This window comes from Streptomyces sp. NPDC002573 (genome assembly GCF_042889625.1).
Classification (GTDB): Bacteria; Actinomycetota; Actinomycetes; order Streptomycetales; family Streptomycetaceae; genus Streptomyces; species Streptomyces gibsoniae.
Genome location: NZ_JBIARC010000016.1, coordinates 1 through 18851, shown reverse-complemented (window position 1 = coordinate 18851; position 18851 = coordinate 1). Strand labels below are relative to the sequence as shown.

Genomic DNA, 18851 nt, shown 5'->3' with positions numbered 1-18851 from the left:
GACAGCGGGCCGGCAGTGCTCCGGGGGAGCTCACCGGATCCTCCCGGTCCGGGGCGCCGCCGGGTCCTGCCGGTCCCGGTGCGCCGGGTGCGCATGCCTCTTGCGGCCGCTGGGCCGGCGGTGGTGGGGAGGATGACCGCCGTGACTGCTCTGGCCGCTGTGGCCGACGTGACCACCGTGCCCGCAGTGGCCGCGTCTGCGCGTGGCCGCTCGCCAGGGTCGCAGCCCGCGACCCCGCCGCGTCGGATCGTTCGTCCATAGGCCGTGCATCGCCCGTCGCCCCCCTCGCATGTCTGAAAGTTCCTTCCCCGGCGCCGAACGGTGCACGGCGCAGCCCCTGTCGGGGACGATACACCAGTCTCGTCACTCAGGGACATAGCTTCTCTACGCTCAGTGACGACCAGCGAGGATGTGCGTACTTACTGCGCACGAGGGACTGCGGAGCGTACTGGAAGCGGACGGGGAGCTAACGGGGAGCGGCACGCGCGCCGGTGGTGCGCCCCGGTGGAAGGCCCGCGCACGGGCGGTGGGACTGGCTTGAAACATACGTCGGCGGGGCCGTCCCCCACCGGTCGCCGGCGCCCGTTCAGCCCTGGCGCACCCCCGGTGCGTCACCGGTCGTCAGCATCACGTTCGCCATCGGTTCCCCCTGCGCGAAACGGTTCAGCTGAGCGATCAGCAGACGTCTGGCGCGGGGCCAGAACGCCGAGGTGGGACCGCCGACATGAGGACTGATCAGCACGCCCGGCGCATGCCACAGAGGATGGCCCGCGGGCAGCGGCTCGGGGTCTGTGACGTCGAGGGCGGCCGTGATGCGACCCTTCTCCAGCTCCGCCAGCAGCGCCCCGGTGTCGACGACGCCGCCCCGCGCGACGTTGACGAGCAGCGCCCCGTCCTTCATCCGGGCCAGGAAGTCCCCGTCGACCAGGCCTTTCGTCTCCTCCGTGAGGGGCGTGACCAGCACCACCACATCGGCGTCGGGAAGGAGTTCCGGCAATCGGGAGAGGGGATGCACGAGGCCGCGCGCCGACTCGCGTTCTCGGCGCGCGACGCGCGCCACCCGCGCGAGCTCGAACGGAGTGAGCCGGTCCTCGATGGCGGCGCCCACGGATCCGTATCCGACGATGAGCACGGACTTGTCGGCGAGCGCGGGACGGAAGCCGGAGCGCCACTCCTCGCGGTCCTGCCCTCGGACGAAGTCGGGGATGCCGCGCAGCGAGGCGAGGATGAGGGTCAGCGCGAGTTCGGCGGTGCTGGCGTCGTGCACCCCGCGCGCATTGCACAACTGCACCCCCTCGGGCAGCAGGTGCAGGCCCGGTTCGACATTGTCCACTCCGGCGGAGAGCGTCTGCACGACCCGGACGGACGTCAGGGCGGCCATCGGGCGCACCGCGATCTCACTGCCCTTCATGTAGGGCACCACGTAGAACACGCAGTCGGCGGGATCCGCGGGAAACTCCCGGCCGCCGTCCCAGTACCGGTATCGCAGGCCCTCGGGGAGGTCGCCGATCTCCTCGGCGCGGAACGGAAGCCATACATCGTCAGTCATGTCAGGAGGCTAAGCGAAGGATCCCGTACCGCATTGGTTAGTTTGGGGAGCCAGGAAAGGGAGGGCACGGCCAGGTGGAGCGCAGGACGATCGGCGCGGCAACGCTCGATGTGGGGGCCGTCGGACTCGGGTGCATGCCCATGAGCTGGGCGTACTCGGGTTCGCGTCAGCGGGGCGACGAGTCGCTGCGAACGGTGCACCGGGCGCTGGATCTGGGGGTCACCCTGCTCGACACCGCCGACATGTACGGGCCGTTCACCAATGAGCTGCTGGTGGGCCGGGCGCTCAAGGAGCGGCGTGCCGAGGCGTTCGTGTCGACCAAGGTCGGCCTGCTGGTGGGCGAGCAGCACATCGTGGCCAACGGGCGCCCCGGCTATGTGAGACGGGCCTGCGACGCCTCGCTGCGGCGGCTGCAGACGGACGTCATCGACCTGTACCAGCTGCACCGTTCGGACCCCGAGGTACCGATCGAGGAGACCTGGGGCGCCATGGCGGAGCTGGTGCGGGCGGGCAAGGTACGCGCGCTCGGACTGTGCGCGGTGGGGGTGCGGGGCGGGCGGCGGACCGGGGCTCGGCTGTACGACGCCACGCTCCGGCAGCTGGAGCGGGTGCAGCAGGTGTTCCCGGTGAGCGCGGTGGAGGCCGAGCTGTCGGTGTGGTCGGCGGAGTCCCTGGACGCCCTGGTGCCCTGGTGCACGGCGCGCGGGGTCGGCTTTCTCGCGGCGATGCCGCTCGGCAACGGTTTCCTGACCGGCACGCTGACGCCGGGCGAGGGCTTCGAGCCGGACGACCTGAGGGCTCGTCACCCTCGGTTCACCGCCGAGGTGATGGCGGCCAACCAGCCGATCGTGGCCGGTCTGCGGCGGGTGGCGCGCCGCCACGGTGAAGAGGTCACGCCCGCTCAGGTGGCCCTGGCCTGGGTGCTGGCACAGGGCAGGCACGTGGTCCCGGTGCCGGGCGCGAAACAGGAGCGCTGGGTCGCGGAGAACGCGGGCGCGCCCGGTCTGCGGCTGACCCCGCAGGATCTGGCGGAGCTCGCGGACCTGCCGGCGGCGCAGAGGTCGTGGGACTGAGCGGCCGGGTGGGGAGACGACAGACGGCAGACGACAGACGGCAGACGGCACTCGTGGGACTGACCCGATCGGTGGATTCTCCCTCGCCCGCGGAACACCAGGGGGTCGCGCCACGTAGGTAGGGAAGAACCCCCGCGCCGAAGGGACCTGGATCGTGCGACGTCGAGCTGTGCCGACCGTGTCGGCCGTGGCCGCACTTGTGCTGGCGGCGGGTTGCGCCGCCGGCTCCGGGAACACGCCCGGCAGCACCCCCTCGTCGAGCGGTACGGCACCGGGGGCGTCGGCCCCCGGGCAGACGGGCGAGCACGCACCGCCCGCGAGGGGATCGGTCCGTGTGGTGCGGACGGTCGCCGACCACCTCAAGACCCCCTGGGGCCTGGCCCCGTTGCCCGACGGCGCGCTGCTGGTCTCCTCCCGGGACGACGGGACGATCACGCGGATCGACGAGAAGACCGGCAAGAAGACCGAGCTGGGCACGGTGCCCGGGGTCTCGGCCGCCGGCGAGGGCGGCCTGCTGGGCATCGCCCTCTCCCCCGGCTACGCCTCGGACCACCTGGTCTACGCCTGTCTGACGACCGACTCCGACAACCGCATCGTGCGCATGCTGTACGACCCGCGGAAGCCGGCCGGTGAGCAGCTGGGCGCGCCGGACACGGTCTTCAAGGGCATCCCGAAGGGCATGATCCACAACGGCGGCAGGATCGCGTTCGGCCCGGACGGCATGCTGTATGCGGGCACGGGCGAGTCCGGCGACCGGGGTCTGGCACAGGACCGGGCCTCCCTGGGCGGCAAGATCCTGCGGATGACGCCGGACGGCGAGCCCGCCCCCGGCAATCCCTTCGGGAACTCGGCGGTCTACTCCCTGGGCCACCGCAACGTCCAGGGCCTGGCCTGGGACGACAAGCAGCGCCTGTTCGCCTCGGAGTTCGGCCAGGACACCTGGGACGAGGTGAACGCGATCAGACCGGGCGACAACGGCGGCTGGCCGATCACCGAGGGGAAGTCGGCCGACCCCAGATTCCACGGCCCGCTCGCCCAGTGGCACACCGACCTGGCCTCCCCCAGCGGCCTCGCCTACGCCGAGGGCTCGCTGTGGATGGCGGGCCTGCGCGGGCAGCGGCTGTGGCGGGTGCCGCTGCGCGGAACCGAGACGTCGGCACCCCCGCAGGCGTTCCTGATCGGCGCCTACGGCCGGCTGCGGACCGTGGTGGCGGCCGGCGGCAACAGGCTGTGGCTGACGACGAGCAACACGGACGGGCGGGGCGAGCCCGCGAAGACCGACGACCGGATCATGGAGATCGAGGTGAAGTAGGGGGCGCCCCCGCGTCCCCCTTCAGGCCGTGCGGGTCTCCGGATCGTCCGCGGGGGCCTGCCCCGGGACCCGTATGACCACCTTGCCCGAGGCCAGGTCGATCGGGCCCCTTCCCGGGTCGCCGTCCGTCACGTCGAGCCGGGTCAGTTCCAGGCGCCGGTTCTCGTCATGGGTGTGCTTACGGCCCGGTGCGAACAGTTCCTCGAACATGTTGAACACAGTGCCTCCTGGTACCCGGCGCTCCGGGGCGGATGCTCGGCCCGCGGTCCAGGATGACCCTTGTCTCCGTCCGGGCGCGACCCCCTGGACATGCGAAGGGACCCCGGGGCTTCCATGAACCGCGTGGATGCGGTGGAAGGCCCGGGGCCCCTGGCACAAGGCGCGTCGGCTCAGCTCGCGGACGGGAGTCCGAGCAGGATGTCGGTGTACTTGAGGACGGCCAGGAACAGCCCGATGATCCCCAGGGCGACACCGCCCCAGGCGACCGACTTGACCCACGGAGCCTGCGGCTTCCCGGGCGCCCCGAACGCCGGGCGGGCCAGCACGACGACGCCGGCGATCAGCGCGGCCAGCGCGAACAGGCCGCCCCAGAGCGCGGTGGCGTGCCAGGCGTCGCCGTACACCTCTTTGATCTGCTTGGAGACGCTCGCCTGCGACGAGGTCTGCAGCTGGCCCACCAGGGTCTCCCGCGCGGAGGCCACCGTGGAGACCCAGCTGCCGGTGAGGGAGACGATGCCGAGTCCGGCCGCGACGACCGCGCCCGCCCCCTGCCCGACCCCGGACGGCCCCTCGGGCGCCGTCTCCTCGGAGGCCGCCTCCTCGGGGAGGTCCTCCTCCCGGACCTTCCCGGCCGCCTCCTCGCCCTCGATGGGCTGCACGTTCTGCTCGTCGTTGGTCGCCTGGGCGCCCGTCTCGGCCCCGGCCTCGTCAGCTGTCTTCGTTCCCATGCCTCGCACCGTACGGACGCTGTCTGAGAGGTCTCTTAATGATCGTCACGGGCCCGTGCCGCCCGCCACTCGGGCGCGAGCACCGACCACACCTCGGTGTCCTGGCGCACACCGCGGTACAGGTAGCTCTCGCGCAGTACGCCGTCCCTGCTCATGCCCAGCCGTCGCGCCACGTTGACGCTCGGTGTGTTGGCGGACGACGCGCACCACTCCACACGGTGGATCCCCCGCTCGTCAATCGCCCAATCGATGAGCACCCGCATGCCACGGGTGACGAGCCCCCGTCCGGTGGCGGCGGGCTCCAGCCAGCAGCCGACCTCGCAGGTGCCGCCGACGGCGTCGAAGACCCGGAACAGCAGCCCCCCGACCAGCTTCCCGTCCAGCCACAGCCCGTGCAGGCTGCCGCTGTCGGCGGCGCGTTTGTCGGCGTACGACCGCAGGAGGGCCCGGGCCGAGGCGGCGTCCGTGGCGTTCACCCCGAACGGGATGTGCTGGTTGACGAACTCGCGCCCGCGGTCCAGATGGGCCAGGAACTCCTCGGCGTGCCACGGCTCCAGCGGTCGTAGTTCGGCCCCGTCGTCACCCAGGGATATCGCGTACATCCGGCTGCCGCTCCTTCACCAGTTCGTCCACCAGCGCGTCCGCATCGATGCGCTGCCCCGGCATCGTTGCACGGCAGTGCGGCGGCTCGATGCAGATGCGCGGCAGCCGGCGGTTCAGCCAGCACGGCATCCACCAGTTGGCACCGCCGAGCAGATGCATCAGGGCGGGGACGAGAAGGGTGCGCAGGACGAACGCGTCGAGGGCGACGGCCACTGCCAGTCCGATGCCGAACATGGCGATCACCCGGTCACCGGCGGCGACGAAGGCGAGGAAGACGGAGATCATGATGACGGCCGCCGAGTTGATCACCCGGCTGGTCTCGGCGAGGCCGACGCGTACGGCCCGCCGGTTGTCTCCGGTCTCCAGCCACTCCTCGTACATCCGGCTGACCAGGAACACCTGGTAGTCCATGGAGAGGCCGAAGAGCACCGACACCATGATCACAGGGAGGAAGGGCTCGATCGGGCCGGCCCGGCCGAGGCCCAGGAACTCGCTGCCCCAGCCCCACTGGAAGATCGCGACGACCACGCCGAACGCGGAGGCGACGGCGGCGAGGTTCATCGCGGCGGCCTTCAGCGGAATGCCGAAGGACCGGAAGGCGAGCAGCAGCAGCACACAGCCCAGGCTGATCACCACGCCCACGAACAGCGGCAGCTTGCCGACGATCACGCCCGCGAAGTCGTCGTAGGCCGCCGTCACACCGCCCACGGACAGATCCAGCGTGGTGCCCTGCTCGGCGCGCGGCAGCACCTCCGCGCGCAGCCTGTGCACCAGGTCGGTGGTCTGCTGGGACTGCGGGGAGGACTGCGGCACGACGGTGAGATAGGCGGTGTCGCCGCCGCTGTTGTACGTCACCGGGGTGACCGAGGCCACGCCCTTGGTGGCCGCGAGGGTGCCGTTGAGGTTGTCGAGCGCCAGCTTGTCCTCGGCGCCGTTGACATGGGTGACCAGGGTCAGCGGGCCGTTGACGCCCGGTCCGAAGCCGTCGGCGAGCATGTCGTACGCCTGCCGGGTGGTCGACGACCTCGCGTCGTTGCCCTGGTCGGAGGTGCCGAGGTGCAGGGAGAGGGTGGGCAGCGCGAGCAGGGCCATCACGGCCAGCGCGAGCACGCCGAGCTTCTTGGGGTGCCGCTCGACGAACGCGGACCAGCGGGCGGCCAGACCGGTCGGCACCTCCGGTTCGGGACCGTGCTCGTACAGCCTGCGCCGCTCGCGCCTGCTCAGGGCGCGCGGCCCGATGAAGGACAGCAGGGCGGGCAGCAGGGTCACGGAGGCCGCGACGGTGAGCAGGACGGTCAGGCACGCGGCGAACGCGACACCGTTGAGGAAGCTGAGCCGCAGGATCAGCATGCCGAGCAGCGCGATGCACACGGTGGCGCCCGCGAACACGACGGCCCGTCCGGTGGTGGAGACGGCGCCGACGGCGGCCTCCTCGACCGAGGTGCCCCGCTTCAGCGACTTGCGGTGCCGGGTGACGATGAACAGCGCGTAGTCGATGCCGACGCCGAGCCCGATCAGCAGGCCGAGCATGGGCGCGAAGTCGGCGACGGTCATGGCGTGGCCGAGCAGGCCGATGCCCGAGTAGGCGGTGCCGACGCCGATCAGCGCGGTGGCGATGGGCAGCAGGGATGCGGCGAGCGAGCCGAAGGCCAGGAAGAGGACCACGGCGGCCACACCGACGCCGACGGCCTCGGCGACATGCCCGCTCTTCGGCTGGGTGAGCGCGACGGCGCTGCCGCCCAGTTCCACCTTCAGACCGCCGTTCTCGGCGGCTTTGGCGGTGTCGACGACGGCCTTGGCCTGGCCCTTGCCGATGTTCTCGCTCGGCTGGTCGAAGGTGATCGTGGCGTACGCGGTGCGGCTGTCCCCGCTGATCTGGGCGCTGTGGCTGCCCTCGTAGGGGTTGGTGACGGAGGCGATGCCCGGCAGGGTCGAGATGCGGTCCAGGGTGCGGGTCATCGTCTGCTCGACGTCGGCGGAGCGCACTCCGCCGGGGCCGGTGCTGCGCCAGACGACGCTGTCGCTGTCGCCGCCGAGGCCGGGGAAGCCGTGCTGGAGCATCTGGGTGGCGCGGCCGGCCTCGGTGCCGGGAGCGTCGTAGTGGTTCGAGTACGCAGAACCCGCGACGGTTGCACCGGCCGTGACACCGGCGAAGGCGATGAGCCAAAGCAGAACGGTGACGAGGCGATGGCGTACACACCAGCGGGCAAGGGCTGCCACGAACGTGCTCCCTGAGGATTGATTTCGTTGATCTTTGACCGGGAACAGCCGCATGTGGAACTGAACAACCCGCAAAGAACGTATGAGCAATCCCCAACACTGTCGCAGCCAGAAGAGATCGTTTGCCGCTTCCGTGGGGTTAGTCACAGGACTGCGATCCAATTCACAATCATTTCCCGTGACACTGTCGCCCGAAATAAGATTTTCGTTAAACAAAATAAACAAATAAAAGGGGCGGTATATCGCTTCGATATACCGCCCCTTCGGGTGTTTTCGCGGTGATGCTCAGCCCTCGCTGACGCCGAGCTTCTCCAGGATCAGCTCCTTGACGCGAGCCGCGTCGGCCTGGCCGCGGGTGGCCTTCATGACGGCGCCGACCAGGGCGCCGGCCGCGGCCACCTTGCCACCGCGGATCTTGTCCGCGACGCCGGGGTTGCCGGCGATGGCCTCCTCGACTGCCGTGGTCAGCGCGCCCTCGTCGGAGACGACCTTCAGACCGCGCTTCTCGACGACCTCGTCCGGGGTGCCCCCGCCCGCGAGAACGCCCTCGATGACCTGGCGGGCCAGCTTGTCGTTCAGGTCGCCGGCGGCGACCAGCTCGGTGACCCGGGCGACCTGCTCCGGCGTGATCGACACGTCGTCCAGGGCCTTGCCGGACTCGTTCGCATGGCGGGCCAGCTCGCCCATCCACCACTTGCGGGCGGAGGCCGCGTCGGCGCCCGCCTCGATGGTGGCGACGATCAGGTCCAGGGCGCCCGCGTTGAGGATCGCCTGCATGTCGGTGGCGGAGATCCCCCACTCCTCCAGCAGCCGGGTGCGGCGCACGAGGGGCAGCTCCGGCAGCGTCGCGCGCAGTTCCTCGACCCACTCGCGCGAGGGCGCGACGGGCACCAGGTCCGGCTCGGGGAAGTACCGGTAGTCCTCCGCCTCCTCCTTGGTGCGGCCCGAGGTCGTCGAGCCGGTGTCCTCGTGGAAGTGGCGGGTCTCCTGGATCACCTTGGCGCCGCTGTCGAGGACGGCGGCGTGCCGCTGGACCTCGTAGCGGGCCGCGCGCTCGACCGAGCGCAGCGAGTTGACGTTCTTCGTCTCCGAGCGGGTGCCGAACTTCTCGGAGCCCTTCGGCATCAGCGACAGGTTCACGTCACAGCGCATCTGGCCCATCTCCATCCGGGCCTCGGAGACGCCGAGCGCCCGGATCAGCTCGCGCAGCTCGCGGACGTACGCCTTCGCCACCTCGGGCGCACGCTCGCCCGCGCCGACGATCGGCTTGGTGACGATCTCGATCAGCGGGATGCCGGCGCGGTTGTAGTCCAGGAGGGAGTGGTCGGCGCCGTGGATGCGGCCGGTGGCACCGCCGACGTGCGTCGACTTGCCGGTGTCCTCCTCCATGTGGGCGCGCTCGATCTCCACGCGGAAGGTCTCGCCGTCCTCCAGCTGTACGTCGAGATAGCCGTTGAAGGCGATCGGCTCGTCGTACTGAGAGGTCTGGAAGTTCTTCGGCATGTCCGGATAGAAGTAGTTCTTCCGGGCGAAGCGGCACCACTCGGCGATCTCGCAGTTCAGCGCGAGACCGATCCGGATCGCGGACTCCACGCCGATCGAGTTGACGACGGGGAGCGCGCCGGGCAGGCCGAGGCAGGTGGGGCAGGTCTGCGCGTTCGGCTCGGCGCCGAGCGCCGTGGAGCAGCCGCAGAACATCTTGGTCTTGGTGCCGAGTTCGACATGGACCTCGAGGCCCATGACGGGGTCGTACGACGCCAGCGCGTCCTCGTACGGCACCAGGTCGGTCGTGGTGGTCACGGTGAAACTTCCCTCTCAGCCCAGCAGGACGTCGTCGTCGCCCAGCCGCTTCAGCTCGCGGTAGAGGATCGCGAGGCCGGTGACGATGGCGGCGGCGGACACGGCCGCGTCGATCAGGCGCAGCGTGTCGTTCTCGAGGCGGGCCTTCTTGGCCTGCTTCGCGACACCGATCGCGCCGAACGCGGTGGTGGCCATGGACAGGTACATACCGGACTTGGACTGCTTGAAGCCCTTGGCCTTGGACAGTGCCTTACTCACAGCGACGGAGCCTCCTCGAGAAGCGGGTGCCCCCACTTTTCCACGAAGGCGGCCTCGACGGCGGCGCCTACCTTGTAGAGCCGGTCGTCCTTGAGCGCCGGCGCGATGATCTGCAGTCCGACCGGAAGGTTGTCCTCCGGAGCAAGACCGCAGGGCAGCGACATGGCGGCGTTGCCGGCCAGGTTGACCGGGATGGTGCAAAGGTCCGCCAGGTACATCGCCATCGGGTCGTCGGCGCGCTCGCCGATCGGGAAGGCGGTGGTGGGGGTCGTCGGCGAGACGATCACATCCACCTGCTCGAACGACTTCTCGAAGTCGCGGGTGATGAGCGTGCGGACCTTCTGGGCGGAGCCGTAGTACGCGTCGTAGTAGCCGGAGCTCAGGGCGTACGTGCCGAGCATGATGCGGCGCTTGACCTCGGCGCCGAAGCCCGCCTCACGGGTGAGCGAGGTGACCTCCTCGGCCGAGTGCGTGCCGTCGTCGCCGACGCGCGCGCCGTAGCGCAGACCGTCGAAGCGGGCGAGGTTGCTGGAGCACTCGCTCGGGGCGATCAGGTAGTACGCGGCCAGCGCCAGGTCGAAGGACGGGCAGTCCAGCTCGACGATCTCGGCACCCAGCTCCTTGAGCAGGGCGACGGCCTCGTCGAAGCGCTGCACGACACCGGCCTGGTAGCCCTCGCCGCGGAACTGCTTGACGACGCCGATGCGCATGCCCGCCACGCTGCCGTTGCGCGCGGCCTCGACGACCGGCGGGACCGGGGCGTCGATGGAGGTCGAGTCCAGCGGGTCGTGGCCGCCGATGACCTCGTGCAGAAGAGCGGCGTCCAGGACCGTACGGGCGCAGGGGCCGCCCTGGTCGAGGGAGCTGGAGAAGGCGACCATGCCGTAGCGGGAGACACCGCCGTACGTCGGCTTGACGCCGACCGTGCCGGTGACGGACGCGGGCTGGCGGATGGAGCCGCCGGTGTCCGTGCCGATGGCGAGCGGGGCCTGGAAGGAGGCGAGCGCGGCGCTCGACCCACCGCCGGAGCCACCCGGGATACGGGTGAGGTCCCAGGGGTTGCCGGTGGGGCCGTAGGCGCTGTTCTCGGTGCTGGACCCCATGGCGAACTCGTCCATGTTGGTCTTGCCGAGGATGACGACGTCGGCTTCCTTGAGCTTCCTGGTCAGGGTCGCGTCGTACGGCGGGATCCAGCCCTCGAGGATCTTGGACCCCACGGTGGTGGGCACGCCCTTGGTGGTGAAGATGTCCTTGAGCGCGAGCGGCACGCCGGCGAGCGGGCCGAGCTTCTCACCCCGCTCCCGCTTCTCGTCGACGGCGCGGGCCTGCGCGAGCGCGCCCTCGCGGTCGACGTGCAGGAAGGCGTGCACCTTCTCGTCCACGGCCTCGATACGGGCGAGGTGGGCCTCGGTGACCTCGACGGCGGTCAGCTCGCCGGAGGCGATCTTCTCCGCGGTCTGGGCGGCGGTGAGCCGGATGATGCTGTTCTTGTCCGTCATGACGGGCTACTCCTCCCCCAGGATCTGCGGCACCTTGAAACGCTGCTGCTCCTGGGCAGGGGCGCCGGACAGCGCCTGCTCGGGGGTGAGCGACGGACGGACCTCGTCCGCGCGCATGACATTGGTCAGCGGCAGCGGGTGGGAGGTCGGCGGTACGTCTTGGTCGGCGACCTCGCTGACGCGGGCGACCGCGCCGATGATGTCGTCGAGCTGGCCCGCGAAGTGGTCAAGCTCTTCGGGCTTCAGCTCCAGACGCGCCAGCCGGGCGAGGTGGGCGACCTCCTCGCGCGTGATGCCAGGCATGCAGCGATCCTCTGGGGTGAGTGTGTGTGGTTTGGGCCCAATCCTATGGCGCGAGCACGGGTGCCCGCGCATGGGTTTGCCCGCGCCCGGTGCGGCGGCGGGTGGTTGGGGGGTGGGGGCGGGGCACGGGACGGGGGTCGGTGGGGCACGGGACGGGGGTCGGTGGGGGCTGTTCGGCGGGGGCGGGGCGATCGGCGGGCGCGGGGCATCCGCCGAGCACGGACCGAACAACGGACGCGGGGTGTTCCTCGGGCGCAGAGCGATGGCGGCCCCGAGTCTCTCGCCGGTCGCGCGTCCAGGTGTGCGTGGACCCGTGCGGCCGTGGGCCGCGATGGCCGCGTGTCATCCAGCCTCCGGCGCCGGGGCGGCGGGTCACTCGTCCGGCGCCGCCGGGAGGCCGGCTGCCGGTCGCGGGCCGATGACGGGGTACGGGACGGTCGTCGGTCGGGCGTGTTCGGCGGGCGCGAGCCGATCGGCGGGCGCAGGCCGAATGTCGGTCCCGAGCTCCTCGTCAACAGCGAACCCGGGTGTCCGCCCGTCCAGGTGTCCGTACGACCGAGCACGCCCTATCCATACGCCCCGACCTCCGCAAACCCGGCCCCTACGTCGTCAAGGCGGCGGCCGAGCTACTCGTCCGTCGCCGCCGCCGGGAGTGCGGCCCTCGGGCGTTGCCAGCCGCGGGCGCCCCGTGCGCGCAGCCACGCCGTCGTCTCCTCCGGCGGCATCGCGGCCGCGACCAGCCAGCCCTGGACCGCGTCGCACCGCAGGTCACGCAACCGCTCCCATGTCTCGTCGTCCTCGACCCCCTCCGCGACGACGAGCAGTCCCAGCGAATGCGCCAGGTCCACCGTGCAGCGCACGATCTCCGCGTCCTCCGCGTCCACCGCGAGCCGCGCCACGAACGAACGGTCGATCTTCAGCTCGCTCACCGGCAGCCGCCGCAGATGGACCAGCGAGGAGTACCCCGTCCCGAAGTCGTCCAGCGACATCTTCACGCCGTGCCCCGCCAGCGCGGCCAGCGTGTCGGCGGCCCGCTGCGGGTCCTCCAGGAGCACATGCTCCGTGATCTCCAGCTGCAACGCCCCCGCGGGCACCCCGTGCCGGGCCAGCCGCGCGGCCACCGAGCCGGCGAAACCGGGGGTGTGCACATCGCGGGGCGAGACGTTCACAGCCACCGGGACCCGCAGCCCCTGCGCCCGCCAGCGCGCCACCTGCCCGAGCGCCGTCTCCAGTACGTACTCCGTCAGATGCGGCATCAGCCCGGAGGACTCGGCGATCGCGATGAACTCGTCCGGCGGCACCTTCCCGCGCTCGGGGTGCACCCACCGCATGAGCGCCTCCAGCCCGGCGACCTGCCCGTCGAAGCGCACCTTGGGCTGGTAGTGCAGCTCCACCTCGTGCGCGTCCAGCGCGCGTCGCAGATCACCGAGCAGTCCGAGCCGGTCGGGGGTGTTCGAGTCCCGCTTGGACTCGTAGACCTCCACCCCCGTACGGTCCCGCTTCGCCTGGTACATCGCGACGTCCGCCCGCTGCAGCAGCCCCTCCGCGTCGAGTGCGTGCTCGGGGAAGACGGCGACCCCCGCGCTGGCCTCCAGGACCAGCGTGAGTCCGTCGAGATCGAGCGGGGAGCTGAGCGCCGCGACCAGATTGCGGGCCGCCCGCGACGCGGAGGTCGTGGAGTCCGCGACGGGCAGTAACACGGCGAACTCGTCCCCGCCGAGCCGCGCCGCCTCCGCCCCGCGCGGCAGCGCGAGCCGCAGCCGCTCGGCGATCTGGAGAAGCAGCCGGTCGCCGGCGAGATGGCCGAGCGTGTCGTTCACCGACCGGAAGCGATCGAGGTCGATCAGCATCAGGGCGGCCCGTGCGCCGATCCGCTCGGCGTCGTCGAGCGCCGTCCAGGTGCGCTCCAGCAGCCACTGCCGGTTGGGCAGGCCGGTCAGCGGGTCGCGCAGCTGTTCCTCGGCGCGGGCCCGGGCTATCCACAGGGTGGAGTCCAGAGCGACGAGCGGGACGGCGAACAAGGGCAGCAGGATCGGAAGCGTGACGGCGACGACACAGATCAGCGGGGCGATGCCGAGCAGGGCGACGGCGACGAGTCCCTGCCGGACGAGGGCGGAACGGGCGACCGTGGGCAGCTTTCCGGCGCGCACCGCGTGGAGATACCACAGCAGCAGCCGGGTCACCGCGAGGTAGGCGCCGGCGACGAGGACGACCTGGGGCGCGGTGTAGGGGGTCCAACTCTGGGGATTCCAGGGCGCCTCGACGGTCGGGACGCGTCCGAAGACGGCCAGGACGAGCGCCGCGGCGCCGATGCCGAGGATGTCGACCGCGCCGTGCAGCACGCCCTGCCGCCAGCGGCCGAGCCGGGCCGTCACGACCAGGACGACGACGGTGAGGCTGACCATTCCGGCGGGCACCCAGCCGTACAGCAGCAGGACGGCGAGGGTCAGGGCCGCGCCGGAGCCCGTGCCGCCCCAGGAGCGGACGCGGCCGAGGGCGACCAGATGGCCGACGATGACGCCCGTGAGCACGGCCAGGGACCAGCCGGCGGTGCCGGACGGGAAGAGCGCGTGGTGGCCGCCGAACGCACGGAGGAGACCGGCGCCGAGGACGCACGCCGCCGCCGCCACGACCGCCGCGGGCAGCGCGAGCCGGACCCCGTGCCGTCCGGCGTCCGGAGCGGGCGGGCCGGACGGCACGGCGGGGAGCGGCACGGCACCGGGGGCGGTGGCCTGGGCAGGGAGGAGGGCGGGGAGGTTCCTCGGCGGCACTCCGGTGACATGGACGGGGCCCGCCGCGGGTGGCACGCCGGGCACGGCGCCCGGCCCGTTCCTGCGTATCGGTGCCCGCGTGGTGCGGCGGCAGAGCCGCCAGGCGCCGGACACCCGGCGCAGGCGCAGCCGTGAGTCCGAGGTGGCGCTCTCGGTCGGTTCCATTCCCGTCCCTCTCACAGCCGGCGGTGCCCACGCCACGCGGCCTGCTGCCCGACGACCCGTCAACGGCATCGCGTCTGAGACCCACCACGCGTGCGGGCACGGCAGGCGCACATCTCAACAGTAGGCCGCAAAAGGCTTTCACGGGCAGCGGTCGTCGGCGGTTGCCCGAATACGACCCGGCCGCCCTATGCATCTGGTATGCGCGGAACGGGCGGCCTTCAACCACTACTCCCCGGTCGGAAGGGCCACTTCCGCCGCCGCCTCCGGCCCCTGTTCCAACAGGACCGTGAAACCGTCCTCGTTGAGCACCGGGACCTTCAATTGCATGGCCTTGTCGTACTTCGATCCCGGGTTCTCACCGACGACCACAAAAGACGTCTTCTTTGAGACAGAACCGGTCACTTTCGCTCCACGGCTCTGCAGGGCCTCCTTGGCCCCGTCACGGGTGAACCGCTCCAGCGTGCCGGTGACCACGACGGTGAGCCCCTCCAGCGGACGCGGGCCCTCGTCCTCGCCCGAGCCCTCCTCCTCCAGCCGCACACCTGCGGCCTTCCACTTGCGGAGGATCTCGCGGTGCCAGTCCTCGGCGAACCACTCCTTGACGGAGCGCGCGACGATCTCCCCCACGCCGTCCGTGTTCCGGAGCTCCTCCTCGGTGGCCTGATCGATGCGGTCGACGGAGCGGAAGGCACGGGCCAGCGCCTCGGCGGCGACCGGGCCGACATGACGGATCGACAGCCCGGTCAGCACGCGCGCGAGCGGGCGCTCCTTGGCGGCGGCGATGTTCTCCAGCATCGCGACCGCGTTCTTCCTGGGCTCGCCCTGCTGGTTGGCGAAGACCGTGGCGATCTTCTCCTCGCCGGTCTTCGGGTCGCGCTTGGGCAGACCGCTGTCCTGGTCCAGGACGTACGCCGTGATGGGCAGCAACCGCTCGACGGTGAGGTCGAACAGATCGCCCTCGTCCCGCAGCGCGGGCTCCGCCGGCTCCAGCGGCTTGGTGAGGGCCGCGGCGGCCACATAGCCGAAGTGCTCGATGTCCAGCGCCTTGCGGCCGGCGAGATAGAACAGCCGCTCCCGCAGCTGGGCCGGGCAGGTCCGCGCGTTCGGGCAGCGGAGGTCGACGTCCCCCTCCTTCATGGGCCGCAGCGGCGTCCCGCACTCGGGGCACTCGGCCGGCATCACGAACTCCCGCTCGGTGCCGTCCCGCAGGTCGACGACCGGGCCGAGGATCTCCGGGATGACGTCACCGGCCTTGCGCAGCACCACCGTGTCGCCGATGAGCACGCCCTTGGCCTTGACCACGTCCTGGTTGTGCAGGGTGGCGAACTCGACCTCCGAGCCCGCGACCGTGACCGGCTCGACCTGCGCGTACGGGGTGACCCGGCCCGTACGGCCCACGCCCACGCGGATGTTGACGAGCTTGGTGTTGACCTCCTCGGGCGCGTACTTGTACGCGATCGCCCAGCGCGGGGCGCGCGAGGTGGAGCCCAGCCGCCCCTGGAGGGGGATCTCGTCGAGCTTGACGACGACCCCGTCGATCTCGTGTTCCACGGAGTGTCGGTGCTCGCCGTAGTACGCGATGAACTCCCGTACGCCGTCGAGGTCGTCGACCACCTTGTTGTGCCGGGCGGTGGGCAGGCCCCAGGTGTGCAGCAGGTCGTACGCCTCGGAGAGGCGGGTCAGGCCGTCCTCGAAGCCCCTGAGGGCGCCGATGCCGTGCACCACCATGTGCAGCGGGCGGGTGGCCGTGACGCGCGGGTCCTTCTGCCGCAGCGAACCCGCCGCCGCGTTGCGCGGGTTGGCGAAGGGCTTGTCGCCGCCCTCGACCAGCCGGGCGTTGAGCTCCTCGAACTTCTCCATCGGGAAGAAGACCTCGCCCCGGATCTCCACGAGGTCGGGCACCCGGTCGCCGTGGAGGCGGTCCGGGATCTCCGCGATCGTCCGCACGTTCGGCGTGATGTCCTCGCCCATGCGGCCGTCTCCGCGGGTCGCCGCGCGGGTCAGGCGGCCGTGCTCATAGGTCAGGTTGACCGCGAGGCCGTCGACCTTCAGCTCGCACAGGAAGTGGTACGCGGAGGTGCCGACCTCCTTGGCGACGCGGTCGGCCCAGGCGGCCAGTTCCACGTCGTCGAAGGCGTTGTCGAGGGAGAGCATGCGCTCGCGGTGCTCGACGGCCGTGAACTCCGTCTCGTAGGCCCCCGCGACCTTCTGGGTGGGCGAGTCGGGGGTGCGCAGCTCGGGGTACTCCTCCTCCAGCGCCTCCAGGGAGCGCAGGAGCCGGTCGAACTCCGCGTCACTGACGACGGGAGCGTCCTTCACGTAGTACCGGAAGCGGTGCTCCTCGATCTGCTCAGCGAGCTGCGCGTGCTGCTCCCGTGCCTCGGCGGGCACCGTCGTCTCCGCTTGCTTGTCGCCGGCCACCGTGTGGTCCTCCCGTTACTCTGGGTTGTCCGCGAGGGATCTCGCCGCCCGGACGCAGTGGGCGAGCGCCCGGCGGGCGTAGTCCGGAGAGGCGCCCGCGAGCCCGCACGCCGGCGTGACCGTGACCGCCTCCGCGAGAAGCCCCGGACGCAGCCCCAGCCTGCGCCACAGCGTCCTGACACCCATGACGCTACCGGCAGGGTCCGACAATGGGCCGTCGATGCCCGGCACGACGCCGGTGAAGAGCCGGGTGCCCGCTTCCACCGCCTCCCCGATCGCCTCGTCGTCACGCTCGGTGAGGAGCGAGAAGTCGAAGGAGACGGCGGCGGCGCCCGCCCGGCGCAGCAGGGCGAAGGGCACGTCCGGTGCGCACGAGTGCACGACGACCGGGCCGTCCGTATGCACCTGGACGACCTCCCGCAGCGTGGCCTCGACGACCTGCCGGTCTACGGCCCGGTGGGTCCGGTAGCCGCTGGCGGTCCTCACCTGGCCGCGCAGGACGGAGGTGAGCGAGGGCTCGTCGAGCTGGAGGACGAGCCGGGCTCCCGGGATGCGGCGCCGTACCTCGTCGAGGTGGAGCCGGAGCCCCTCCGTGAGGGAGCCGGCGAGGTCGCGGCAGGCTCCGGGGTCGGAGAGCGCGGCCTCGCCGTTCCTCAGCTCCAGGGCGGCGGCGAGCGTCCAGGGACCCACCGCCTGCACCTTCAGCGGTCCCTCGTAGTCCTGGGTGAACTCCTCCAGGGCGTCCAGGTCCTCGCCCAGCCAGGAGCGGGCCCGCCGGGTGTCCCGCCCGGGCCGGTCCCCGAACCGCCAGCCGCTGGGCTCCACGCGCGCGTACAGGTCGACGAGCATCCCGGCGGTCCGCCCGATCATGTCCGCGCCGGGCCCCCGCGAGGGCAGCTCGGCGAGGAAGGGGAAGTCCTCGAAACTTCCCGTGACGGTCTTGGCGGCCTCCCGGGCGTCGCCGCCCGGCATGGACCCGATCCCGGTGGCGGCACCGGACCTGAACTGGCTGTCTTCACTCACCCGTGCAGCGTAGGCCCTCCGGCGGTGCGGCCGTCCCCGGTGCCGGGGTCGCCGAGGGGCGCCCGGTGACGGGGGCGCCGTCCTGTTCGGCTACGCCCCCGGCCGCACCGTGAGGTCGTTGACCTCCGCGTCCCTCGGCAGATCCAGGCACATCACGAGGGCCGTGGCCACCGACTCGGGGTCGATCCAGCCGGACGGGTCGTACGGCTTGCCCTCCTGCTGGTGGACCTTGGCCTGCATCGGGGTCGCCGTGCGGCCGGGGTAGACCGAGGTGACCCGGACGCCGTTGCCGTGCTCCTCCTGGCGCAGGGAGTCCGCGAGGGCCTTCAGGCCGTGCTTGGAGGCGGCGTACGCCGACCAGTCCGCATGCGCGTTCAGGCCCGCGCCGGAGTTCACGAACACGACGTGGCCGCGCGCGGCGCGGAGCTGGGGCAGGAAGTGACGGGTCAGTTCCGCGGGGGCGATCAGGTTGACGTTCAGCTGGTGGCGCCAGGACTTGGGGGTCAGCTCGCCCACCGGGCCGAGGTCGACCACGCCCGCGATGTGCAGCAGGGAGTCCACCCGGTCCGGCAGGGACTGGTGCGAGAACGCCCAGGACAGCTTGTCCGGGTCGGCGAGGTCGCCCACCAGGGTCGTCGCCCCGGGGAACTCGGCCGTCAGTTCCTTCGCCCTGCCCGCGTCGCGCGCGTGGAGCACGAGAGCGTCCCCGCGCGCGTGGAGACGGCGGGCCACCGCCGCGCCGATGCCGGAACCCGCCCCGGTGATCACATGAGTTGCCATGCCCGCCATGCTCGCATCCGGGGCTAGAAGACTCATGAAGATCTTGCTGAGGGGCTGCCCGGCCGTGGGCCGGGTGGCCCCTCGGTCTATGCGGTGGCTGGGTTGATCGTCCATGTGCCGCCCGTGC

General features: G+C 71.5%; 15 protein-coding genes. 2 read left to right on the top strand and 13 right to left on the bottom strand.

From position 1 onward, the window contains the following. Window positions 1-586: 586 nt before the first annotated feature. Entirely contained in the window at window positions 587-1549 is a 963-nt protein-coding gene (locus ACFYX0_RS17285; protein WP_388971093.1) for a 2-hydroxyacid dehydrogenase, read from the bottom strand. Window positions 1550-1623: 74 nt separating this feature from the next. On the opposite strand from ACFYX0_RS17285, the gene ACFYX0_RS17280 reads away from it, so the two are divergent. Continuing rightward, window positions 1624-2622, top strand: a complete 999-nt coding sequence (locus tag ACFYX0_RS17280; protein ID WP_388971091.1) for an aldo/keto reductase — start codon at window positions 1624-1626, stop codon at window positions 2620-2622. A gap of 178 nt (window positions 2623-2800) precedes the next feature. Next, a complete protein-coding gene (locus ACFYX0_RS17275) occupies window positions 2801-3934 on the top strand; it encodes a PQQ-dependent sugar dehydrogenase (RefSeq protein WP_388971218.1) in 1134 nt (377 codons plus the stop codon). A gap of 21 nt (window positions 3935-3955) precedes the next feature. Here ACFYX0_RS17275 and ACFYX0_RS17270 read toward each other — a convergent pair whose 3' ends face one another. The 12 genes from ACFYX0_RS17270 to ACFYX0_RS17215 all read right to left on the bottom strand — a co-directional run bounded on the left by ACFYX0_RS17270 (window position 3956) and on the right by ACFYX0_RS17215 (window position 18733). Beyond that, window positions 3956-4144, bottom strand: a complete 189-nt coding sequence (locus ACFYX0_RS17270; RefSeq protein ID WP_355905183.1) for a DUF6191 domain-containing protein — start codon at window positions 4142-4144, stop codon at window positions 3956-3958. A 179-nt stretch (window positions 4145-4323) separates the two neighbouring features. Then, window positions 4324-4881, bottom strand: a complete 558-nt coding sequence (locus tag ACFYX0_RS17265; RefSeq protein WP_388971089.1) for a hypothetical protein — start codon at window positions 4879-4881, stop codon at window positions 4324-4326. Window positions 4882-4916: 35 nt separating this feature from the next. Beyond that, window positions 4917-5483, bottom strand: a complete 567-nt coding sequence (locus tag ACFYX0_RS17260; RefSeq protein WP_388971087.1) for a GNAT family N-acetyltransferase — start codon at window positions 5481-5483, stop codon at window positions 4917-4919. Continuing rightward, window positions 5461-7704 (bottom strand): MMPL family transporter, encoded by a 2244-nt coding sequence (locus ACFYX0_RS17255; protein ID WP_388971085.1) that lies wholly within the window; start codon window positions 7702-7704, stop codon window positions 5461-5463. The genes ACFYX0_RS17260 and ACFYX0_RS17255 overlap by 23 nt, the downstream gene beginning before the upstream one ends. Window positions 7705-7989: 285 nt before the next feature. Next, entirely contained in the window at window positions 7990-9504 is a 1515-nt protein-coding gene (gene gatB, locus ACFYX0_RS17250) for an Asp-tRNA(Asn)/Glu-tRNA(Gln) amidotransferase subunit GatB (RefSeq protein WP_388971083.1), read from the bottom strand. 15 nt (window positions 9505-9519) lie between these two features. After that, complete coding sequence (locus ACFYX0_RS17245) at window positions 9520-9762, bottom strand: hypothetical protein (RefSeq protein WP_311695072.1); 243 nt, start codon at window positions 9760-9762, stop codon at window positions 9520-9522. After that, on the bottom strand, window positions 9759-11261 hold the full coding sequence (gene gatA, locus ACFYX0_RS17240) for an Asp-tRNA(Asn)/Glu-tRNA(Gln) amidotransferase subunit GatA (RefSeq protein ID WP_355904726.1): 1503 nt from the start codon (window positions 11259-11261) through the stop codon (window positions 9759-9761). The genes ACFYX0_RS17245 and gatA overlap by 4 nt, the downstream gene beginning before the upstream one ends. Window positions 11262-11267: 6 nt before the next feature. Continuing rightward, the gene (gatC, locus tag ACFYX0_RS17235; RefSeq protein ID WP_006130840.1) at window positions 11268-11564 is read right to left on the bottom strand and encodes an Asp-tRNA(Asn)/Glu-tRNA(Gln) amidotransferase subunit GatC; all 297 of its coding nucleotides are present in this window, start codon (window positions 11562-11564) and stop codon (window positions 11268-11270) included. 626 nt (window positions 11565-12190) lie between these two features. After that, window positions 12191-14500 carry an EAL domain-containing protein gene (locus tag ACFYX0_RS17230; protein ID WP_388971081.1) on the bottom strand — a complete coding sequence of 770 codons (2310 nt, stop codon included), beginning with the start codon at window positions 14498-14500 and terminating at the stop codon, window positions 12191-12193. 225 nt (window positions 14501-14725) lie between these two features. Then, entirely contained in the window at window positions 14726-16921 is a 2196-nt protein-coding gene (gene ligA, locus ACFYX0_RS17225; RefSeq protein WP_355904720.1) for an NAD-dependent DNA ligase LigA, read from the bottom strand. Window positions 16922-16936: 15 nt separating this feature from the next. Further along, window positions 16937-17944, bottom strand: coding sequence for a methionine synthase (locus ACFYX0_RS17220; protein WP_388971079.1), 1008 nt, complete (start codon window positions 17942-17944; stop codon window positions 16937-16939). Between the two features lie 90 nt (window positions 17945-18034). Beyond that, a complete protein-coding gene (locus ACFYX0_RS17215) occupies window positions 18035-18733 on the bottom strand; it encodes an SDR family oxidoreductase (RefSeq protein WP_355904714.1) in 699 nt (232 codons plus the stop codon). Window positions 18734-18851: the final 118 nt, after the last annotated feature.